We start from the raw sequence: 16,727 nt of genomic DNA on the forward strand, positions 1-16,727 counted from the left end.
GGTTTGGGTGCCACAATAAAGTGCCGGGTAACCGGCATCTAACAATTCGCATCAGTACGCGGCCTGCGGCCGCCGGACGCCCTTTACGTGGCTCCTTCGTCGCCACTCCAAGGTCGCCGCTAAGCTTCGCGTTATGCTCTGGCGGGAGCCGTCATTTTTTGGTAGTTTCTGAGCGGTCCACGAGGACATCATTTATAAAACAGGCCAAAGGGAGATTTGGGCATGGATTACTACGATAGGGAATACATATCTGCAGTCATCAACTATTTTTGGGGGAACGGCACAGCATCGCCTCAGTCGGTAAATGAGAGATCTGCTGAGGTAGTTTACACAGCAATCTCTGAAGCTCAGTCGTGTTCTGCATCAATGGATCTCGTTCCAGGGCCCAGTGGTGGCAAGCCGAGAATCTCATATATAGTTAAACAGATTGTAAGCATTGGTAAGAATATAATTTCCGGAAATACATCGGTTTACCATGTTTGCAAAGTCAAAATTAGCGCAAGCTATAAATCTGAAATAACTATGGCGTTAAAAGGAATTTAAAATGTTAAAAACCGGATTTTTTATTCTTCTGTCATTTTTTTCTATTAGCGTATTTGCAAAGACAGATGTTGAGCTAGTTTATTCTGATCTCAGGTTTGAAATCCCCGGGAATTTCTCTGTGGTAGGCGATGCAGGAGATAACCAAAATATTTTAATATTTAGATACGGGGATGAGCTGGGTAAGAGGTTCTTAGCTTTTTCAGATATGACAAATGACAAAACCATTAATTATGGATGTCCATCCAGTACTTTCTTTAAAACTGTTTTCTTCGATACCGATAAACCTGAATGTGACCAAGACAATGTCAAGCTAATGCAAGAGTCCTTTGTTGCAGGTCGGGATGTTGAGAGATGGTTTTCAGGCGAATACTCTATCGTGTACTCTGGCAATAAAAAAAAGTCGTACATTTTCATAATTGGAGATAACGGCAAACTTGTGAAGGTAGACTCTGATTTTCTGGAAAGTGAATCCATTAAGAAGGTAGTTAAAGGTATATAGCAAGGATCACACTAGTATCTATTTTTTATAGCATAACAAACAAGGATACTAATACGCTCAAAAATAAGCGAACATTATTTATAATGTGATATGTTCTCCCAAAGCTTATCGGATATTGTCACTCATGCGCCAGACTGATGGTCGTAAACTGGATCATAAAGCCCTCGAAGCCCTTCGCATTCGCGCTGTTCAGCGGGTGATTGCAAAAACCGGAGGCCGTGGCGCACCCAATTGTTCCAGGCCATTGATAACCAGGATGCCACCGCCTTCGCCGGTTTTCTAACTGAAGATTGCACCTTCTTGTTCGGCAATCAGCCTGCCATTTGTGGCAAGGAGGCGATCCGTGATTTTGTTGCCGGATTCTTCGCCTCCATTGAAGCCTTGTCTCACAGCCTTTCGGAATCCTGGGAGGTGGAGGACGGCTCCATCTGCCAGGGTACCGTCACCTATACCCGTAAGGATGGCTCCACCCTCACCATACCCTTTGCGAACATTCTGAAATTCAGAGAATATCTGGTCTGCGATTATCGGATATTTGCTGACACCTCGGAGCTATATCGGCCAAGGTGACAGAAAAACCGGAACAGATCTGTTTTCCCACTGCTCAACGTTCCGCCCATACCCCCTCACAGCGAAAGCGACCTTACCCTAACCTTCTCACGCAGCTGATCGACTGTATTTTTGTCGAATAACTCGGTCCCCGGCTGCATCACTGTCGCTGCACTGCAGGCAATTCCTTCCCGTAACGCGTCCTCGGCCGATGCGCCCTGAGCCAATAACGCCGCCATACCGGCCACCATCGAATCACCGGCCCCGACCGTAGAGGCCACAGGAACCGGGGGCGCTTCGCCCTTCAGGACACTGGACGATGTCACCAGCAAGGCACCTTCGCTGCCCAGGGAAATACACACCCAGGTCACGCCCCGTTCCTGCAAACGCCGGGCTTCCCGAACGATGTCCTGCTCATCCATCAAAGACCGCCCGACCAAAGCTTCCAGTTCGAAACGGTTAGGCTTGATCAAGAAAGGTTGGGCGTCGATGGCATTTCGGAGCAGCTCATCATGGGAGTCGATTAACGCACGCCCTCCAGCCGCCCTCACCCGCCGGACCGCTTCCGCGTATAAGTCTGTCGGTAAACTCCGCTGTAACGAGCCGGTGATTATCCCCAGCCCATCGCCACAATGAGTCACGAACCGGTTGAGCAGGAGTTGCCATTGTGTAGTTGACACCGCGGGACCGACACCACTGACCTCAAACTGGGCCCCCGTGACGCTTTCAAGAATAGTGCCATTGATCCGGGTTTCGCCATCCACCTCCAGGTAACTGACCTGGCCCAGTTGCGCATCCAACTGATGGCACAGGAAGCGGCCGATTTCGCCGGCGACGATGCAAAAGGTGCAGGCCGGGACGCCAAGTCGTTTGAGGCCGCGACCGACATTGATCCCGTTACCCCCGGGATCATAGCGGGATTTCAGGGCATGGACCTTCTGGTCCGCAATCAGCTGGGGGATTTCATAGGTGATATCCACCGCCGGATTCAGGCTCAGAACAGCTACGGGCAGTTTTGTAAAAGCATTGTCCATCGAGTGCTCCCGGGTGATTTCAAACGCGTTTCCAAGGGAAAAACCGGGACAGGTTTATTTTTCCCTGAATTTTTGCCGCCACCCTCCCCGACTATGATGCAATACACTGCAGCAACCAACCATGATGCACCGAGGTCTGGTAAGTGAAACTGATTTACAACTCTTTTTAAATCAAGTGGGGCAAGTCACAGGTCGCCCGCATTATTGAAATCATTTTCAGGCATCCTGATCTGATCTATATTACTAGATTGACATTCGCTTACGCTGTTTCGGGTTAGTAGCCAGTGCAGGCACGGCGACGCCCTTTACATTGCGCTTTCGGCTCCCTTCTGGGGGCGCAGGATGCAGGCGTCAGCCAGGTAAAAAAAATAAGGAGCCGTGATGCAAAACCCGACTGAACCGAAATACGTGCCAGCACTGGGCTACCACTGGCTTACGCCCTACTACGACGCTGTCGTCGGAACCACAACGCGGGAGCGTAGTTTCAAACACGCCCTTATCAAGCAAGCAGGCTTCGAGCCGGGGCAGCAAGTGCTTGATCTGGCGTCTGGAACAGGCACCCTCGCAATCTGGATAAAACAACACCAGCCACAAGTCCACGTTACTGGAGTTGACGGCGATCCGGCCATCTTGTCTCTTGCGACCCGCAAGGCCCAAAAAGCAAAGGTCTCGGTGCAGTTTGAACGCGCACTGTCCTACAACCTGCCATATCCGGCGGCGCACTTTGATCGGGTTGTTTCAAGCTTATTTTTTCACCACCTGTCGTGGGAAAACAAACAACGCACAGCGCAGGAGCTGTTCCGGGTTCTCAAGCCGGGAGCAGAGCTGCACGTCGCCGATTGGGGACATGCCAGCAACATTTTGATGCGAGGGTTGTTTGTGTTCGTTCAGCTTCTCGATGGTTTTAAAAACACCCAGGATAACGTGTCGGGAAAACTCGTCACACTCTTCGAGCAAGCCGGGTTTGTTGACGTGACGCAGCGACAAACCTTCAGCACCATTTACGGAACAATGGCGCTCTACAGCGCGGTCAAACCCTGTTAACACAACGCTCAGCCTGACTCGGTGTGTCAGTGTAAGTCGAGCACATAACCTCTCGCCAGCAAGTCACTGTTAACATATGGGTTTGCTGTTTTTTTTTGGGGCGCAAGGCAGTAACACGAGGTAAGCCATGGGCGCAAACAGACAGCACGAAAAGCAAGCACCCATCGTGAAGGAATACGCCCGGCTCGCGGTGGAATACGACACGAGGTGGTCATTCTATATCGAGGCCACGACACGGGAGACCATGAAACGGCTACGCTTGCTGCCGACAGACCGTTTGCTCGATGTTGGCTGTGGCACTGGCGCTTTGCTTCACCATTTGTCGACAACACATCCGGCCGCGCAGCTGTCCGGCGTTGACCCCGTACCGGAGATGCTGGCAATTGCACGCCGCAGGCTTTTGCCATCCATCGAGCTTCGTGAGGGGTGGGCTGAGCACCTGCCATTTGCGGAGCAACAGTTCGATGTCATCGTTTCATGCAACATGTTTCACTATATTCGTAAGCCTGTCGCCGCGTTACTCGAAATGAAGCGGGTGTTACGTCCGGGCGGTCAGTTGATCATCACGGACTGGTGCGACGACTACTGGGCTTGCCGGGTTTGCAATCTGTACCTGCGTCTGTTCAGTCGCACCTACGTCAAGACCTATCACGAGCGGGAGTGTGTTCAGCTACTGCAAGAGGCCGGGTACACAGTCAAGACTATTGATCGCTACAAAATCAATTGGCTGTGGGGAATGATGACGGTCAAAGCTACGAAAGACGCATCCAGACAAGTCGGTTGAATACCGGGGTCGGGTTCCCGACACACTGGCGCCCTGGGTTACGAATCCGATTCACGGGAATGCTGCCCCGCCAGGGAACCCGCGGCGAAGCAATGTTGATAATGTCCATCGCGAAGGAGGAAGCACTATGCCATGCGCTCTCGTCTATGGCTTCGACAGAACCCTCAAGTGGTAGCACTGTGAAGAAACTCTTGCTGATTCTCGGTGTGGCATTGCTGATCGCGCTCATCTCGGCCATCAGCTCCAGCCCCATGGCCATCGAGGAAAGGCTGATCAGAATTCAGGCGGAGGATACCCTCCGCGAGTTCCCCCGGATCGAAAACGAACCGCTGGAAGTACAGGCGGCTTTATTGGACATGGCGGACGACGAATTGCTCCTGCTCAAGGCCCGCGCCGCGTACCTCCGGTACCCGGAAATGACCCGGGAGATCTTTCCCCTGTATGGCCCAGAGGATGAATTCCGTGAAATCCTTCAACTCTATGGCGAAAACATCCTCCCTCCTATCCACTATTTCCTGGGCAGACCTATCGGCTCTATCGAGCTGATGAACACCCTGGCCAACAAGTACCAGAGGGCCAGGGACTACTTCACGGGCAGCGACAAATCACAGCCTGCCGAAGAACAAGGCACCGCTGAAACCGACAACCTGAGTCCGGCGGAGCGTGGCTGGTACGCCGTCCGATTCATCCAGGAGGAAGGCCACGATTTCCTGGGCCAGTTTGTTGTCAGTGCGCAGGGAGAGATCACCTGGGTAAGGACTGAACGGGTACTGGAAAACATAAACCAGTTTTTTGCCAGCGGAATCCGCAACCTTGAGATCCAGCACCGCAAGGGTGACGACGTATCCGCAGCGGATATTGGCTGGGCGTCGGTGGATGTGCTCGTGTTCGCCAGCGCATTGAAGGTACTGCGCGTGGGACGCACTATGGCGGCTTCCACCAAAGGTGCCGCCAGAAGCACCCGCTCAGCAGCCCTTGCCACCCGAGTGGCCAACAGCGGCCGGATGTTGCGGAACAGCACCCGATACGCGAAGTGGTCAGCGGTAATAGGCGTTGGGTACCTTGTGGTCTCTCATCCCAGTATCATTAATGACTTTTTCGCCGAGGTGGCTGAAGTGCTGAGCTATCCCGTTAAGCTGGTGCAGTTTCTGGGATGGTTCTTAATACTCCTGCCGGCGTTGTACATCGGCAGTTGGGTAATGCGGCTTCTGGTTCGGCCCATGACTGCGCTGCTGCATGTTGGCAGAAATAAATAAACCACGCCCTGCTACTAACCCTGCTTTACAGGCCCGGAGATATTGAGGATATCGAGGTTCGGCTTGTAAACATCGGTACGCACATCAAACAGCCCCAGCAGCGTGTGGAATACCCAATCCTGGTTCATGGTCCGGTCCTTGCCGGCTCGCAGGGCTTTGTCGTTCACGCCGGAAAAATTGTCCGAGAACCACATAACCACCGGAACATGACGCTGGGCCTCGGGCGCAATAAACAGCGGCAGGCCGTGCAGGTACATGTCAAATTCACCCAATGATTCACCGTGGTCACTCAGGTAGAACAACCCGGTTTCAAACTCGGCCGTGTTACGCCTGAGCACATCAATCACTTTTGACAGGAAAAAGTCGGTATACAGAATCGCGTTGTCGTAGGCATTGTTGATGGTTTCCTTGCTGCAGTCCTCCAGCTGGTTGGTTTGGCAGACCGGCGTATACTTTTCGAACGCCTTTGGGTAACGCTTGTAATAAGCTGGCCCATGATTGCCCATCTGGTGCAATACGATCAGGATATCCCCTTTCGGGTGGGCATCAATGTACTCCTGCAGGTCCGTCAGCATTCCAGTGTCCCGGCACTCTTCATCATTACACTCCGGATTGTTCTCTGGTGTTTTGAAGTCAAGGTACGTTATCCGATCAGCCACGCCCTTGGAGTCGGAATTATTGTCGAGCCACAGCACGTTAACGCCGGTGCGAGCCAGAATATCCAGTACGTTTTCGGTAGATTCGGCTTTTTTCTGATCGTAGTCCGACTGGCCATACACGGAAAACATGCAGGGTACAGACACAGCCGTCGACGTTCCGCAGGACCAGAAGTCCGAAAAGCTGATAACATCGTCCTTCGCCAGCTCGGGGTTGGTCTCACGCTCATAGCCATTCAGTGAAAACCGGTCCGCTCTCGCGGTTTCGCCAACCACCATAATAATCAGCTCACGCGGGCGCTCCGGCGGTGCGGCCTTGGCATCCTGGGCGATCATTGTGAACGGCAGGCTGCTGCTTTCAATGGCGCTACCGGCAAACTTGAAGATCGAGACAAGGTAAAAAGACGGATTGGCGTAATACCTCAGTATTTTATGCTCCCGGATAAAAGAGGCATAGAAATTACTGAAGATCACGATGGTCAGCACGCCAACACCCAGAGAGATTGACGCCAGTTTGACGGTTGACAGAATATCCCGCCGAACCGATCCGGTTGTGAGTTGGGCGCGGTACACAAACAATGACGGCAGAATACCCAGCAAAATCACGTACATCGCCAGGGTGCCTGACATCAGATCCGACGCCTCAGACACATTGGTCTGCACCACGTTACGCAGCATGTCGGTATCGATCACCGTGTTGTAGCTGTCCATGAAATAGGCGGCAAAGGAGGACAGCATCAGGATCGTGATCAATACCGGCTTTGTGGTATAACGATAACACGCCAGAGCAAGTATCATAATCAGAGCGGCACCGAAGACCACCGCCACAGAGATCAGAAACGCGGCATTATCCAGGTTCAGCGGGTAGACCTCGGTTATGTTCGAAAAGAACGCACGGTTATCGAACGCCATCAGGAATATGGACACCAGAACAATCAGTGTCGATTTATTCATAACAGTCGGATTCTGCCAGAAACGCTTCATGCTACCTCAGATAAAAACAGGTTGTCTGCGACCATCAGGGCGGGACTGCGAAAAACCGGCAGGCCCCACACCAAGCGCCGGCAGTTTGGCAGACAAACCTTAATTGAAACTTAACTTCGGTCTCGGAGGAATGGCCCTAAGAACCGGGGCAGATCTACTCTTCTTCCTCATCGCTGAAAGCGGAGCGGTGGAATTCCGCCGCAATTTCTGCCTCCCTGACGCCCATTTCCCAGACTTTCGGTACGTCGCCGCCTGCCAGCGTCTCAAGCACCGCATGCACCCCTTTAGAGAGCGACGTCAGGCTGTAACCGCCTTCCAGAACCAGCGCCAGTCGTCCTTCACAGTGCTTTTCGGCGATCTCCTGAACGACTCGGGTGATCACCCTGAAGCCGTCGTAGGTCAGGTTCAGCGCCATATCGTTACGGTGTGGGTCGAACCCGGCCGAGACCAGCACAAGATCCGGTTTAAAGTAATCGGCAGCGGGCACCAGAATGTCGCGAAAGACTTTCTCGAAGGCGACGTCACCCGCCGTTTCCGGCAGTGGAACATTGATAGTGTAACCTTCTCCGAGGCCATCACCGACCTCTTCGATGTAGCCCGATCCCGGATAAAAGGGGGCCGCGCAATGGGTGTCAAAGAACAGCACATCCGGCTCTGCCCAGAATATATCCTGGGTACCGTTACCATGGTGGGCGTCCCAATCAATGATCAGGATACGTTCACAGCCCAGCTTGGCCTGGGCATGGGCGGCCGCTACGGCAACATTGTTGAGCAGACAGAAACCCCGGGCCCGCACTGGCTCAGCGTGATGCCCGGGAGGGCGTATCAGGGCGAATGCGCTATTGCATTCACCCTTCAAGACACTCTCTACAGCAGCAATGGCATTGCCGGCCGCTGCGGTGGCCGCGTTAATGCTTTCCGGTGAAACGGCTGTTGTATCCTTGTCGAGCCAGGCACGCTTGCCCGCCAGTGAAAACATGTGGTCCAGGTAAGAGGCGGTGTGTACTCGCGCCAGTTGGTTGTACATTGCAGGGGCGGCTCCGGTCCTGAACTGGACACCCTTTATGGGATGCTCATCAAGGTACGCCTTGATTGCAGTCAGTCGGCCCGGATGTTCCGGATAACTCCATTTGAAATCCAGCCCCTTGAGAATGGACCTGACGCGTTTTTCCACCCGGCTGGGCATGAACGGCAGATCCACCTCAGGGTTATGTCCCAGCATTACCTCATCATAAAACACATGTACACTGCGATCACCGATCATGAGACTTTCCCTTTCTTTGTTATTGCCACTGCGCCAGGGCCGGCTTCGCCTTTTCCAGGCGGGGACCAAATCAAGACGCTGTCAGTAGTCTAGTCGCTCTACATAGCCGGGACAAAAGTCCGCTTCCTGGAAACTGCACGTGGCATAGAATCCGCGTCAGGGTTGCAGGGGCTCGAAGACTGACGTTGCCTTTTAATGCCTGCGCAACCAGTTGGATCAACTGGGCATCGTCCAATGACTGACCTACCATGGGCCGAACGGAGAGTTTCACCAAATCTCTATTAGTTGCCAGAAGTTACACTATCTTGACACGAGTTATTGAAGAGCGGCTACGATAGAAACATCACTTCCGACCAGATCCCCGGGAAACATTCGTTCCTCGGGATATTACGAGGCCCCGCGTGTTCTCATCTCTGACAATCAGCATTATTGCTTTTATCATCGGTGCGTTGGTTATTGTCTCCGCGGGCAGTCGGCTGGCACGGGTGGCTGATGAACTGGCTGACCGAACGGGCCTGGGTGAGGCACTTTTCGGGATCTTTCTGCTGGCGGGCGTAACTTCACTTCCCGACTTTGCGGCCACTCTCAGCGCAGCGATGGATTCCAGGCCGGACCTTGCCATGAGCAACATTATGGGCAGCATGGCGGCGAACCTGGTTTTCCTGGGTATTGCGGATGTAATTTACCGCAAGGCTAACCTGGAACACGCGGCCGCATCCCCCACCAACCTGATGCTGGCCGCCTTGCTGATCGCACTGCTGACGCTGCCGCTGCTGGCAATCACCAGTCCGTCGGTTTCCCTGTGGGGGGTGCACCCGATCACACCTGTGATTGCCGCAGCCTATCTGTTCGGGCTGCACCTGGTTCGCAGCACAGACAGTAAACCCATGTGGTTTCCCCGCCTTACCCGCCAGACAGTCCCACACAAGCCCGGGCACTATCTTCACGGCGGTCTTGCCCAGGCCTGGCTCAGCTTCATCGGACTGGCTGCGGTGACAGGCATCGCCGGCTGGGTGTTGATGGAGGGTGCCAAAGTCATCAGTGACGAAACGGGCCTATCCGATACCCTGATCGGCGGCCTGTTTACAGCACTTGCCACATCCTCACCCGAACTGGTCACTACCATTGCAGCCATTCGCAGGGGCGCTCTCACCCTCGCGGTGAGCAACATCTTCGGCACCAATTGCTTTAACATGCTGGTGATAGCCTCAGCGGATGTTGGCTACCCGGGCGGTTCCATCTATCACGACATCACGCCGTTACAGATGACCTGGGGCCTTGTAAGCATTCTGATGACGGCCACGCTGCTGATGGGAATGGTGCGGCGACAACGTTACGGCATTGGCCGGATCGGGTTTGAGAGTGCATTGATACTCGCGGTTTATGCCGTGACGTTAGTCATCGTGATGGTGAGCGGATAATACCAAGCCCGCCGTGGAAACCACCGGTTTTCCCAGCAGCATGAACTGGAAATCCTACCGACTGATCAACGAGGGCTGTTGAGCAGGCATTGAACCATCCGTAGAAGACCGACCAAGACGAACGCCTGCAAAAACTGGATAATGGCCGCCATTAAAAGCCATGGCGCACCAAATTCTCCGATCCAGGTATTCTTGTAATGGAAATCAACGTCAACTTTCTCGAGAACCTAAGACTTGAAGCCAGGTTTGACGATTTCACGGTCGTGACCGACCAGCCCATCCGCTACAAGGGCGACGGCTCGGCGCCCAGCCCGTTTGATTACTTCCTGGCTTCCTCGGCGCTGTGTGCGGCCTATTTTGTTCGGGTTTACTGCCTGGCGCGGGACATACCCACCGAGAACATCCGCCTGTCCCAGAACAACATCGTGGACCCGGAGAACCGCTACAACCAGATCTTCAGGATTTCCGTGGAACTGCCGGAAGACATCTCCGAGAAAGACCGCCAGGGCATTTTGCGTTCCATCGACCGCTGTACCGTGAAAAAAGTGGTACAGACCAACCCGACCTTTGAGATCGAAACCGTCGAGAACCTGGCTGCGAATGCCCAGGCGTTGCTCATGACGCAACCGGAAGGCGGCACCCAGACCTTTATCGAAGGCAAGGACCTGCCTCTGGAGCAGACCATCGCCAACATGACCGGCATCCTGGAAGATCTGGGCATGAAGATCGAGATTGCCTCCTGGCGCAACATCGTGCCGCACGTATGGTCCCTGCATATCCGCGATGCCGCCTCGCCCATGTGCTTCACCAACGGCAAGGGCGCCACCAAGGAGAGTGCCCTGTGCTCGGCACTGGGCGAGTTTATCGAACGCCTGAGCTGCAACTTCTTCTACAACGACCAGTTCTTCGGGGAAGAGATCGCCAGCAGCGAGTTCGTCCACTACCCGAATGAAAAATGGTTCAGGCCCGGCCCGGATGACGAGTTGCCCGAAGGCATTCTGGATGACCACTGCCTGGCTATCTACAACCCGGACGGCGAGCTGCGGGGCTCTAACCTGATCGACACCAACTCCGGCAAAACCGAGCGCGGAATCGTATCCCTGCCCTTCGTGCGCCAGTCTGATGGCGAAGTGGTGTATTTCCCGTCCAACCTGATCGAGAACCTGTTCCTCAGCAACGGCATGAGTGCCGGTAACACGCTGAATGAGGCGGAAGTACAGTGCCTCTCGGAAATTTTCGAACGGGCGGTAAAAAAGCAGGTTATCGAAGAGGAAATTGCCCTGCCGGACGTGCCCCGGGAGGTGCTCGAGAAATACCCCGACATCCTCGAAGGCATTGAGGCCCTTGAAGCTCAGGGCTTCCCGATACTGGTGAAAGACGCCTCCCTGGGCGGCCGGTTCCCGGTCATGTGCGTCACCCTCATGAACCCGAGAACCGGCGGCGTGTTTGCCTCGTTCGGCGCTCACCCAAGTCTCGAAGTGGCGCTTGAACGAAGCCTGACCGAGCTCCTGCAGGGCCGCAGCTTCGAGGGCCTGAACGATGTGCCAGCACCCACGTTCAACAGCCTCGCGGTCACCGAACCGAACAACTTCGTGGAGCACTTCATTGACTCTACCGGCGTGGTGTCCTGGCGTTTCTTCAGTGCGAAAGCCGATTACGATTTCGTCGAGTGGGACTTCTCTGGTACCAATGCGGAGGAAGCCGCATGCCTGTTCGGTATCCTTCGGGAGTTGGGCAAGGAAGTGTATGTCGCAATTTATGAGGAACTGGGCGCACCGGTCTGCCGGATTCTGGTACCTGGGTATTCCGAGGTGTATCCGGTCGAGGACCTGATCATGGATAACACCAATATGGCCCTGGACTACCGGGAGGACATCCTCAACCTGCACCTTCTGAATAATGAGCAGCTGGCCGATCTGGTGGAACGCCTGGAAGCCAGCCAGCTCGACAACTACATGACGATCATCACCCTGATTGGCGTGGAGTTCGATGAGAACACCGTGTGGGGCCAGCTCACCATCCTGGAGCTGAAAATCCTGACCTGTCTTGCCCTGCAGTGGCACGAAGAAGCGCTGGAGTTTGTCGACATGTTCCTGCAGTTCAACGACAACACCGTCGAGCGTGGCCTGTTCTACCGCACCATGTATGCGGTACTGGAAGTCACCCTCGACGACGACATGGAGCTGGGCGACTACCTCACTAACTTCACACGCATGTTCGGTGAGAAAACCATGGAGGCCGTTGTCGGCTCGGTGGATGGCACCGTACGTTTCCATGGCCTGGAGCCGACCAATATGCAGCTGGAGGGCCTGGAGAAGCATCAGCGGCTGATCGAAAGCTATAAGAAACTGCATACCGCTCGTGCTGTAAAAGCCGGTCTGCGATAATTTCCGGATTTTTTTCTGGAATAAATCCTTACCTGGTACGTCCTCCTGATGAAAGCAACCCGAAACGGGAAAACAGGAGGACGTAACCATGAAAAAACACCTACTGACACTCGCAATCTGCTCACTTCTGTCCACCGGCGCCTTTGCAGCTGAAGGCGCTGCCAGCGCCAACGCAAAAGCGGACACCAACATGAGTGCCGACGCCAGCACACAGAACGGCGTTTCCGCCCGGGGTGGCGCATCAGCCAGTGCCCAGGGCAATGCGGATGGCAAAGCCGCCCGGGACGAAGTACGCCAGAGTGCCAGCCAGGCCATCAGCGCCGGTGTTGAGGCCGGTCAGCAGGTACGGAGCACAGCTTCGGCAACGGCAACCGCCGCCAGAGGCGAGGCCAATGAAAGAGCCGATCAGGCGAAAGACCGGATCAACAAAGCCCGAAACGCCGGGATCCGCGCTGAAACCAATCAGCAGATCGGCACGTCTGTCTCCGACAGCGTTAAAAGCGAGGTCCGGAATTCCGTGCGGAGCACTATGAAAGGTTCCGCCAGCGGTGGGCTGCTTTAAGAAGTCTGCAAAATCCGGACAGCCGGGCCTTTCTGGTCCGGCTCCTTTTTTCCAGCTCAGGAGGAACACGCAGCCATGCAGCTCACGCGACCCGCCCCCTATGTCGTCTCGGTTTTCAGCCTCATGGTACCCCTTGCATCTTCTGCCGGGGCCGTCGATCAGGCGGCTCTGAACGGCCACCTCTCAACCGGTTTCGAGCAAGACAGCAATGTCTCGGTCGATGACCTGAATGCCGCCTCGAACAAAAGTGACCAAGCCTGGGTTTTTGATGCGGGCCTCGAAGGCGTGCTGAAGCCAGTGGAGCGACTGAATCTTACCCTCGGTTATTCCCTGTCCGGCAGTCGCTATCAGAATCTTGACCAGTTCGACCAGGACATTCACCTGCTCTCTGCAGACCTCAGTTACGATTTCGACCCGGTGACCACTGGAACCAGTTATCACTACTCGCAATCTACCCTCGGCTCAGAACCCTTCCTCGATTTCCGCAGAGCCAGCGCCTACCTTGGCAGTCTCATCGGTGACGACGTGTACCTGCTGGCCAGCCTGCAGGAAAAGCAAAAAGAGTATGAGCAGAGCAACGCCCGCGACGCAGACATCCGAGGGGCGAGCCTGGATTCGTTTTTCTTTTTCAACAACGCCCGGAGTCATTTCCTGATCGGCCTGGACTACGATCAGGAAGATGCCCAGGCGGACGCTTTCGACAACGATCTCTGGCGTGTCAGGGCGGTTTTGCTCAACCGGTTCTCGCTGGGCGGCGAGGAGAACCGGTTTCGCCTAGGCTGGAGGTATGAAACCCGGGAGTATGACCAGCCTGCGGTCTCTGCCTCCAATCCCTTTCTGGACAACCCGTTCACTGGCGATTTCGTGGATGCGTCAACCAGCCGTCGGGCGGAGCGGGTCCATGTATTTGAAGCCAGTTGGCGAATTGGCCTGAATGAGACCTTCAGCCTTGAGCCCTCGGTATCGCACGGCATCTACCGATCAGACGAGGATTCGACCGATTACACGCAGACCATTGCCGGCCTGACGTTCAGGGCGGGTTTCTGACCACGGCTGCTCAATACGGCAGGAAACCGAAGCCAAACAGTCGGTCACGACCAGGCTCACCCAGATCCTGAGCCTGGTCAATCAGCGCCTCCAGAGCCGCCGCCTCTGAATCACCACCACTAACGCCACAGGCCAGGGCAGCCGTAACCACGGGAGCCGCCAGCGAGGTTCCGCTATCCGTTATCACACTACCGTCCGGATGGGGAACACCAACCGCGACGCCGTGTGCCGCAAACATCACCTGTTCTCCCCGGTTTGCCCACCGGTACAAATCGCCCGTTCGGGACGCTGCGGTAACACCAACGACCTCGGGATAGGCAGCCGGATAAAGTGGTGGCGCGGCAGGCCCCTCATTGCCTACCGCAGCAACCAGCAACGTGCCCTGTTCCCGCAGTTTTCTGACGGCTCTTGCCAGCAGCAGGTTATCCGGACCGGTAAGGCTGATATTGATCACTGGCAGATTCTGGGTCGCCAACCAGTCCAATCCCTCCAACAGATGCTGCAGCGTGGCACCGGAGAGGTCTTTCGTTCGCCTGAAAAAAACCGAGGCGTTAAACAGGGTTGCGGCTGGTAATCGGGCCTTCCCCGTTTCGCCCACACGACCAACCATTTGGCCCGCAACAGCTGTACCATGTTCCGTCGCGGGGGCAAGGTCGCCCCTCCCATCCTCAGTCGACAAAAAAGGTTGCTCAACGATCCGGGCATCACGAAAAGCGGAATGTTCGGTAGCTACAGAGGTGTCAATCATTCCTACCCTGACAGCCCCATCACATAGGCTGTCATGCGGCGGTACCTCAGCCTCTCCCGAGGACTGCAATTCGCCCACCTGGGGGCTGTATACGTGGTTGCGGTCCAGGCGGTCCGCCAGTTCCGGCAGAAGCCTGCGCAGGGTCTTGAGCGAGTCCATGTCAGCACGCACCCGGAATCGCGCGACGATCATGCCGAGCCCTGATAACGTCGTCCGTTCCAGAACCGTAATCCCGGGATGATCCAGGCCTTCAATCTCCTCCGCTGTGCCTGTCACCAGCCATTGCCGCTCTACCGCCCTGAATCCATCCTCGAGCGCGATATCATTGAACGCCTTGTGCCCCGTTGCCGTATAGACAGGCAGTACCTCGGGCAACGTCTTGAGGCTGCCCTTGAGGGAGTGAGTCTGTTTCTTTAAACGGTTATCGATTCGCCGGTTTGCTGCCCGCTCAACCAGGCGCTCTGCATTTCTCTCCACCTGTCGGGTGATGCTGCCGGCCGGGTTGTCCAACACCCCGCCTCCGGTCAGCGCCACCCCCGGTATCGGCGCGCAGAAGAAAACCACAACTGACAAAACCGTCGGTTTGAAAACTGGCTTCATTATATACAATCCAAATTCCGGAAGGTTTCACTTACTCTAACGGCCCGATCTGAAAAAAATTCCATCCAGCATGGAATAAACCGTTTGCCAGATCGTCTACCCGATAACTCCGACTCACAAAGAGCACTATGCAACAGGAAATCACCGAACTACTACCAGGTCTTCGAAGGTTTGCCTACTCGCTGACCGGCTCAATGGCAGATGCCGACGACCTGCTCCAGAATACCGTTGAACGACTTCTGACGCGCGATATGCCGGGTGATGTTGATCTCACCAAGTGGGCCTTCCGGATATGCCGCAATGTCTGGATCGACGAGTGCCGGGCCCGAAAGGTTCGGCGTGAGGCCGCCGAGCAGCCGGAGCTGAGCGATGGCCTGGTGACCAATGGCGAGCACCAGACAACCAAAGAAATCGAGTGGAACCGGGTGGAGTCCGCCATGTCGCGGTTACCTGAAGACCAGCGCCAGATCATTTCGCTTGTTGCTATCCAGGGTATGCCCTACAAGATGGTGGCGGAAATACTCGAGGTGCCCAAAGGCACTGTCATGAGCCGGCTGGCCCGCGCTAGGGCCGCACTGAGCGAAACTCTGGCTCCTGCAACCTTGAGGACTGATTCATGAAGATTACAGACGAAACCCTTTCAGCTTTCCTTGACAGCGAGCTCAGCCCAACCGACATGGCTGCCGTCAGGGAACAACTCGCCATCGACCCCTCGCTGGCTGACCGGTTGGCAGAGCTGGCAGCCGTTGATTCGGAACTTCGAGGTCACTACAGCTCAATTGATGACCGCCCCTTGCCGGCAGCCGTGAGCAGGATGCTGGCAGAAGAAGACCCGAGGACCACATCGCGGGCGAGTGATGATAATGTAATCGCATTTCCATGGTGGCGGAGACTGCGCGAGCACTCCGGCAAAGTGATCGCCGCAGCCGTGGTTGCGGGATTTGCGATAGCACAATGGCTGACACCACCATCTGACAGCAATCCTGCGTGGCCCGCGGTGGCTGAGATACTGGAGAGCCAGCCCAGTGGCCAGGTGTATTCCGTCACTGACGATGCCATGCTGGCGCCCCGTTTAACATTTCGCAGCCAAACCGGAGAATGGTGCCGTCAGTTCCGCCTTGAGGCCGGAGGAACTGCCTCCGAGCAGATTGCCTGTCGCACGCGGGCAGGAGCCTGGGAACAGGTGGCTCGAGTGAGTGCCGGGCGATCAGCCGCGCCTGGCGGTTATCAGACGGCCAGCGGAGGAAACCCGCTTGACGACCAACTGGATCAGATAATGGCGGGCCCACCGATGGGGCCTGAGGCAGAAAGCGCATTGCTTGAGCAGCAATGGAAACGATGATCATCAG

General features: G+C 55.3%; 16 protein-coding genes. 12 read left to right on the top strand and 4 right to left on the bottom strand.

Annotated elements, in window-relative coordinates; genetic code table 11:
• Positions 1-222 precede the first annotated feature (222 nt).
• The 3 genes from QPL96_RS10535 to QPL96_RS10545 all read left to right on the top strand — a co-directional run bounded on the left by QPL96_RS10535 (position 223) and on the right by QPL96_RS10545 (position 1,612).
• Positions 223-543, top strand: a complete 321-nt coding sequence (locus QPL96_RS10535; RefSeq protein ID WP_303287338.1) for a hypothetical protein — start codon at positions 223-225, stop codon at positions 541-543.
• A 1-nt stretch (position 544) separates the two neighbouring features.
• Complete coding sequence (locus tag QPL96_RS10540) at positions 545-1,042, top strand: hypothetical protein (RefSeq protein WP_303287339.1); 498 nt, start codon at positions 545-547, stop codon at positions 1,040-1,042.
• A 231-nt stretch (positions 1,043-1,273) separates the two neighbouring features.
• A complete protein-coding gene (locus QPL96_RS10545; protein WP_303287340.1) occupies positions 1,274-1,612 on the top strand; it encodes a nuclear transport factor 2 family protein in 339 nt (112 codons plus the stop codon).
• A 56-nt stretch (positions 1,613-1,668) separates the two neighbouring features.
• Here the strand turns inward: QPL96_RS10545 and QPL96_RS10550 are convergent, their stop codons facing one another.
• Positions 1,669-2,625, bottom strand: coding sequence for a 1-phosphofructokinase family hexose kinase (locus tag QPL96_RS10550; RefSeq protein ID WP_303287341.1), 957 nt, complete (start codon positions 2,623-2,625; stop codon positions 1,669-1,671).
• A gap of 381 nt (positions 2,626-3,006) precedes the next feature.
• Here QPL96_RS10550 and QPL96_RS10555 point away from each other — a divergent pair, with 381 nt between their 5' ends.
• From QPL96_RS10555 to QPL96_RS10565, 3 genes are all read left to right on the top strand, one after another.
• A complete protein-coding gene (locus QPL96_RS10555; protein ID WP_303287342.1) occupies positions 3,007-3,669 on the top strand; it encodes a class I SAM-dependent methyltransferase in 663 nt (220 codons plus the stop codon).
• Positions 3,670-3,796: 127 nt separating this feature from the next.
• Positions 3,797-4,453, top strand: coding sequence for a class I SAM-dependent methyltransferase (locus QPL96_RS10560; RefSeq protein WP_303287343.1), 657 nt, complete (start codon positions 3,797-3,799; stop codon positions 4,451-4,453).
• Positions 4,454-4,554: 101 nt separating this feature from the next.
• Positions 4,555-5,709, top strand: coding sequence for a hypothetical protein (locus QPL96_RS10565; protein WP_303287344.1), 1,155 nt, complete (start codon positions 4,555-4,557; stop codon positions 5,707-5,709).
• 14 nt (positions 5,710-5,723) lie between these two features.
• Here the strand turns inward: QPL96_RS10565 and QPL96_RS10570 are convergent, their stop codons facing one another.
• Both QPL96_RS10570 and QPL96_RS10575 read right to left on the bottom strand, forming a co-directional pair.
• Positions 5,724-7,319, bottom strand: a complete 1,596-nt coding sequence (locus tag QPL96_RS10570) for a phosphoethanolamine transferase (protein WP_303287345.1) — start codon at positions 7,317-7,319, stop codon at positions 5,724-5,726.
• Between the two features lie 184 nt (positions 7,320-7,503).
• Entirely contained in the window at positions 7,504-8,613 is a 1,110-nt protein-coding gene (locus QPL96_RS10575; RefSeq protein ID WP_303287346.1) for a histone deacetylase, read from the bottom strand.
• A 401-nt stretch (positions 8,614-9,014) separates the two neighbouring features.
• On the opposite strand from QPL96_RS10575, the gene QPL96_RS10580 reads away from it, so the two are divergent.
• The 4 genes from QPL96_RS10580 to QPL96_RS10595 all read left to right on the top strand — a co-directional run bounded on the left by QPL96_RS10580 (position 9,015) and on the right by QPL96_RS10595 (position 14,030).
• Complete coding sequence (locus QPL96_RS10580; RefSeq protein ID WP_303287347.1) at positions 9,015-10,034, top strand: sodium:calcium antiporter; 1,020 nt, start codon at positions 9,015-9,017, stop codon at positions 10,032-10,034.
• Positions 10,035-10,231: 197 nt separating this feature from the next.
• Positions 10,232-12,421, top strand: coding sequence for an OsmC domain/YcaO domain-containing protein (locus QPL96_RS10585; protein ID WP_303287348.1), 2,190 nt, complete (start codon positions 10,232-10,234; stop codon positions 12,419-12,421).
• Between the two features lie 88 nt (positions 12,422-12,509).
• Positions 12,510-12,983, top strand: coding sequence for a hypothetical protein (locus QPL96_RS10590; protein WP_303287349.1), 474 nt, complete (start codon positions 12,510-12,512; stop codon positions 12,981-12,983).
• Between the two features lie 75 nt (positions 12,984-13,058).
• Positions 13,059-14,030, top strand: coding sequence for a surface lipoprotein assembly modifier (locus QPL96_RS10595; RefSeq protein ID WP_303287350.1), 972 nt, complete (start codon positions 13,059-13,061; stop codon positions 14,028-14,030).
• 10 nt (positions 14,031-14,040) lie between these two features.
• Here QPL96_RS10595 and QPL96_RS10600 read toward each other — a convergent pair whose 3' ends face one another.
• The gene (locus QPL96_RS10600; RefSeq protein ID WP_303287351.1) at positions 14,041-15,378 is read right to left on the bottom strand and encodes a S8 family serine peptidase; all 1,338 of its coding nucleotides are present in this window, start codon (positions 15,376-15,378) and stop codon (positions 14,041-14,043) included.
• Between the two features lie 128 nt (positions 15,379-15,506).
• Between QPL96_RS10600 and QPL96_RS10605 the strand changes: the two genes are divergently transcribed.
• Together QPL96_RS10605 and QPL96_RS10610 are read left to right on the top strand one after the other, a co-directional pair.
• A complete protein-coding gene (locus QPL96_RS10605; protein ID WP_303287352.1) occupies positions 15,507-15,998 on the top strand; it encodes an RNA polymerase sigma factor in 492 nt (163 codons plus the stop codon).
• Positions 15,995-16,720: an anti-sigma factor gene (locus tag QPL96_RS10610; protein WP_303287353.1), complete on the top strand. Its 726-nt coding sequence runs from the start codon at positions 15,995-15,997 to the stop codon at positions 16,718-16,720. Before QPL96_RS10605 ends, QPL96_RS10610 begins: the two co-directional genes overlap by 4 nt.
• The last annotated feature ends 7 nt before the right edge of the window (positions 16,721-16,727 follow it).

Source organism: Marinobacter sp. SS8-8 (genome assembly GCF_030540945.1).
Taxonomy (GTDB): Bacteria; Pseudomonadota; Gammaproteobacteria; order Pseudomonadales; family Oleiphilaceae; genus Marinobacter.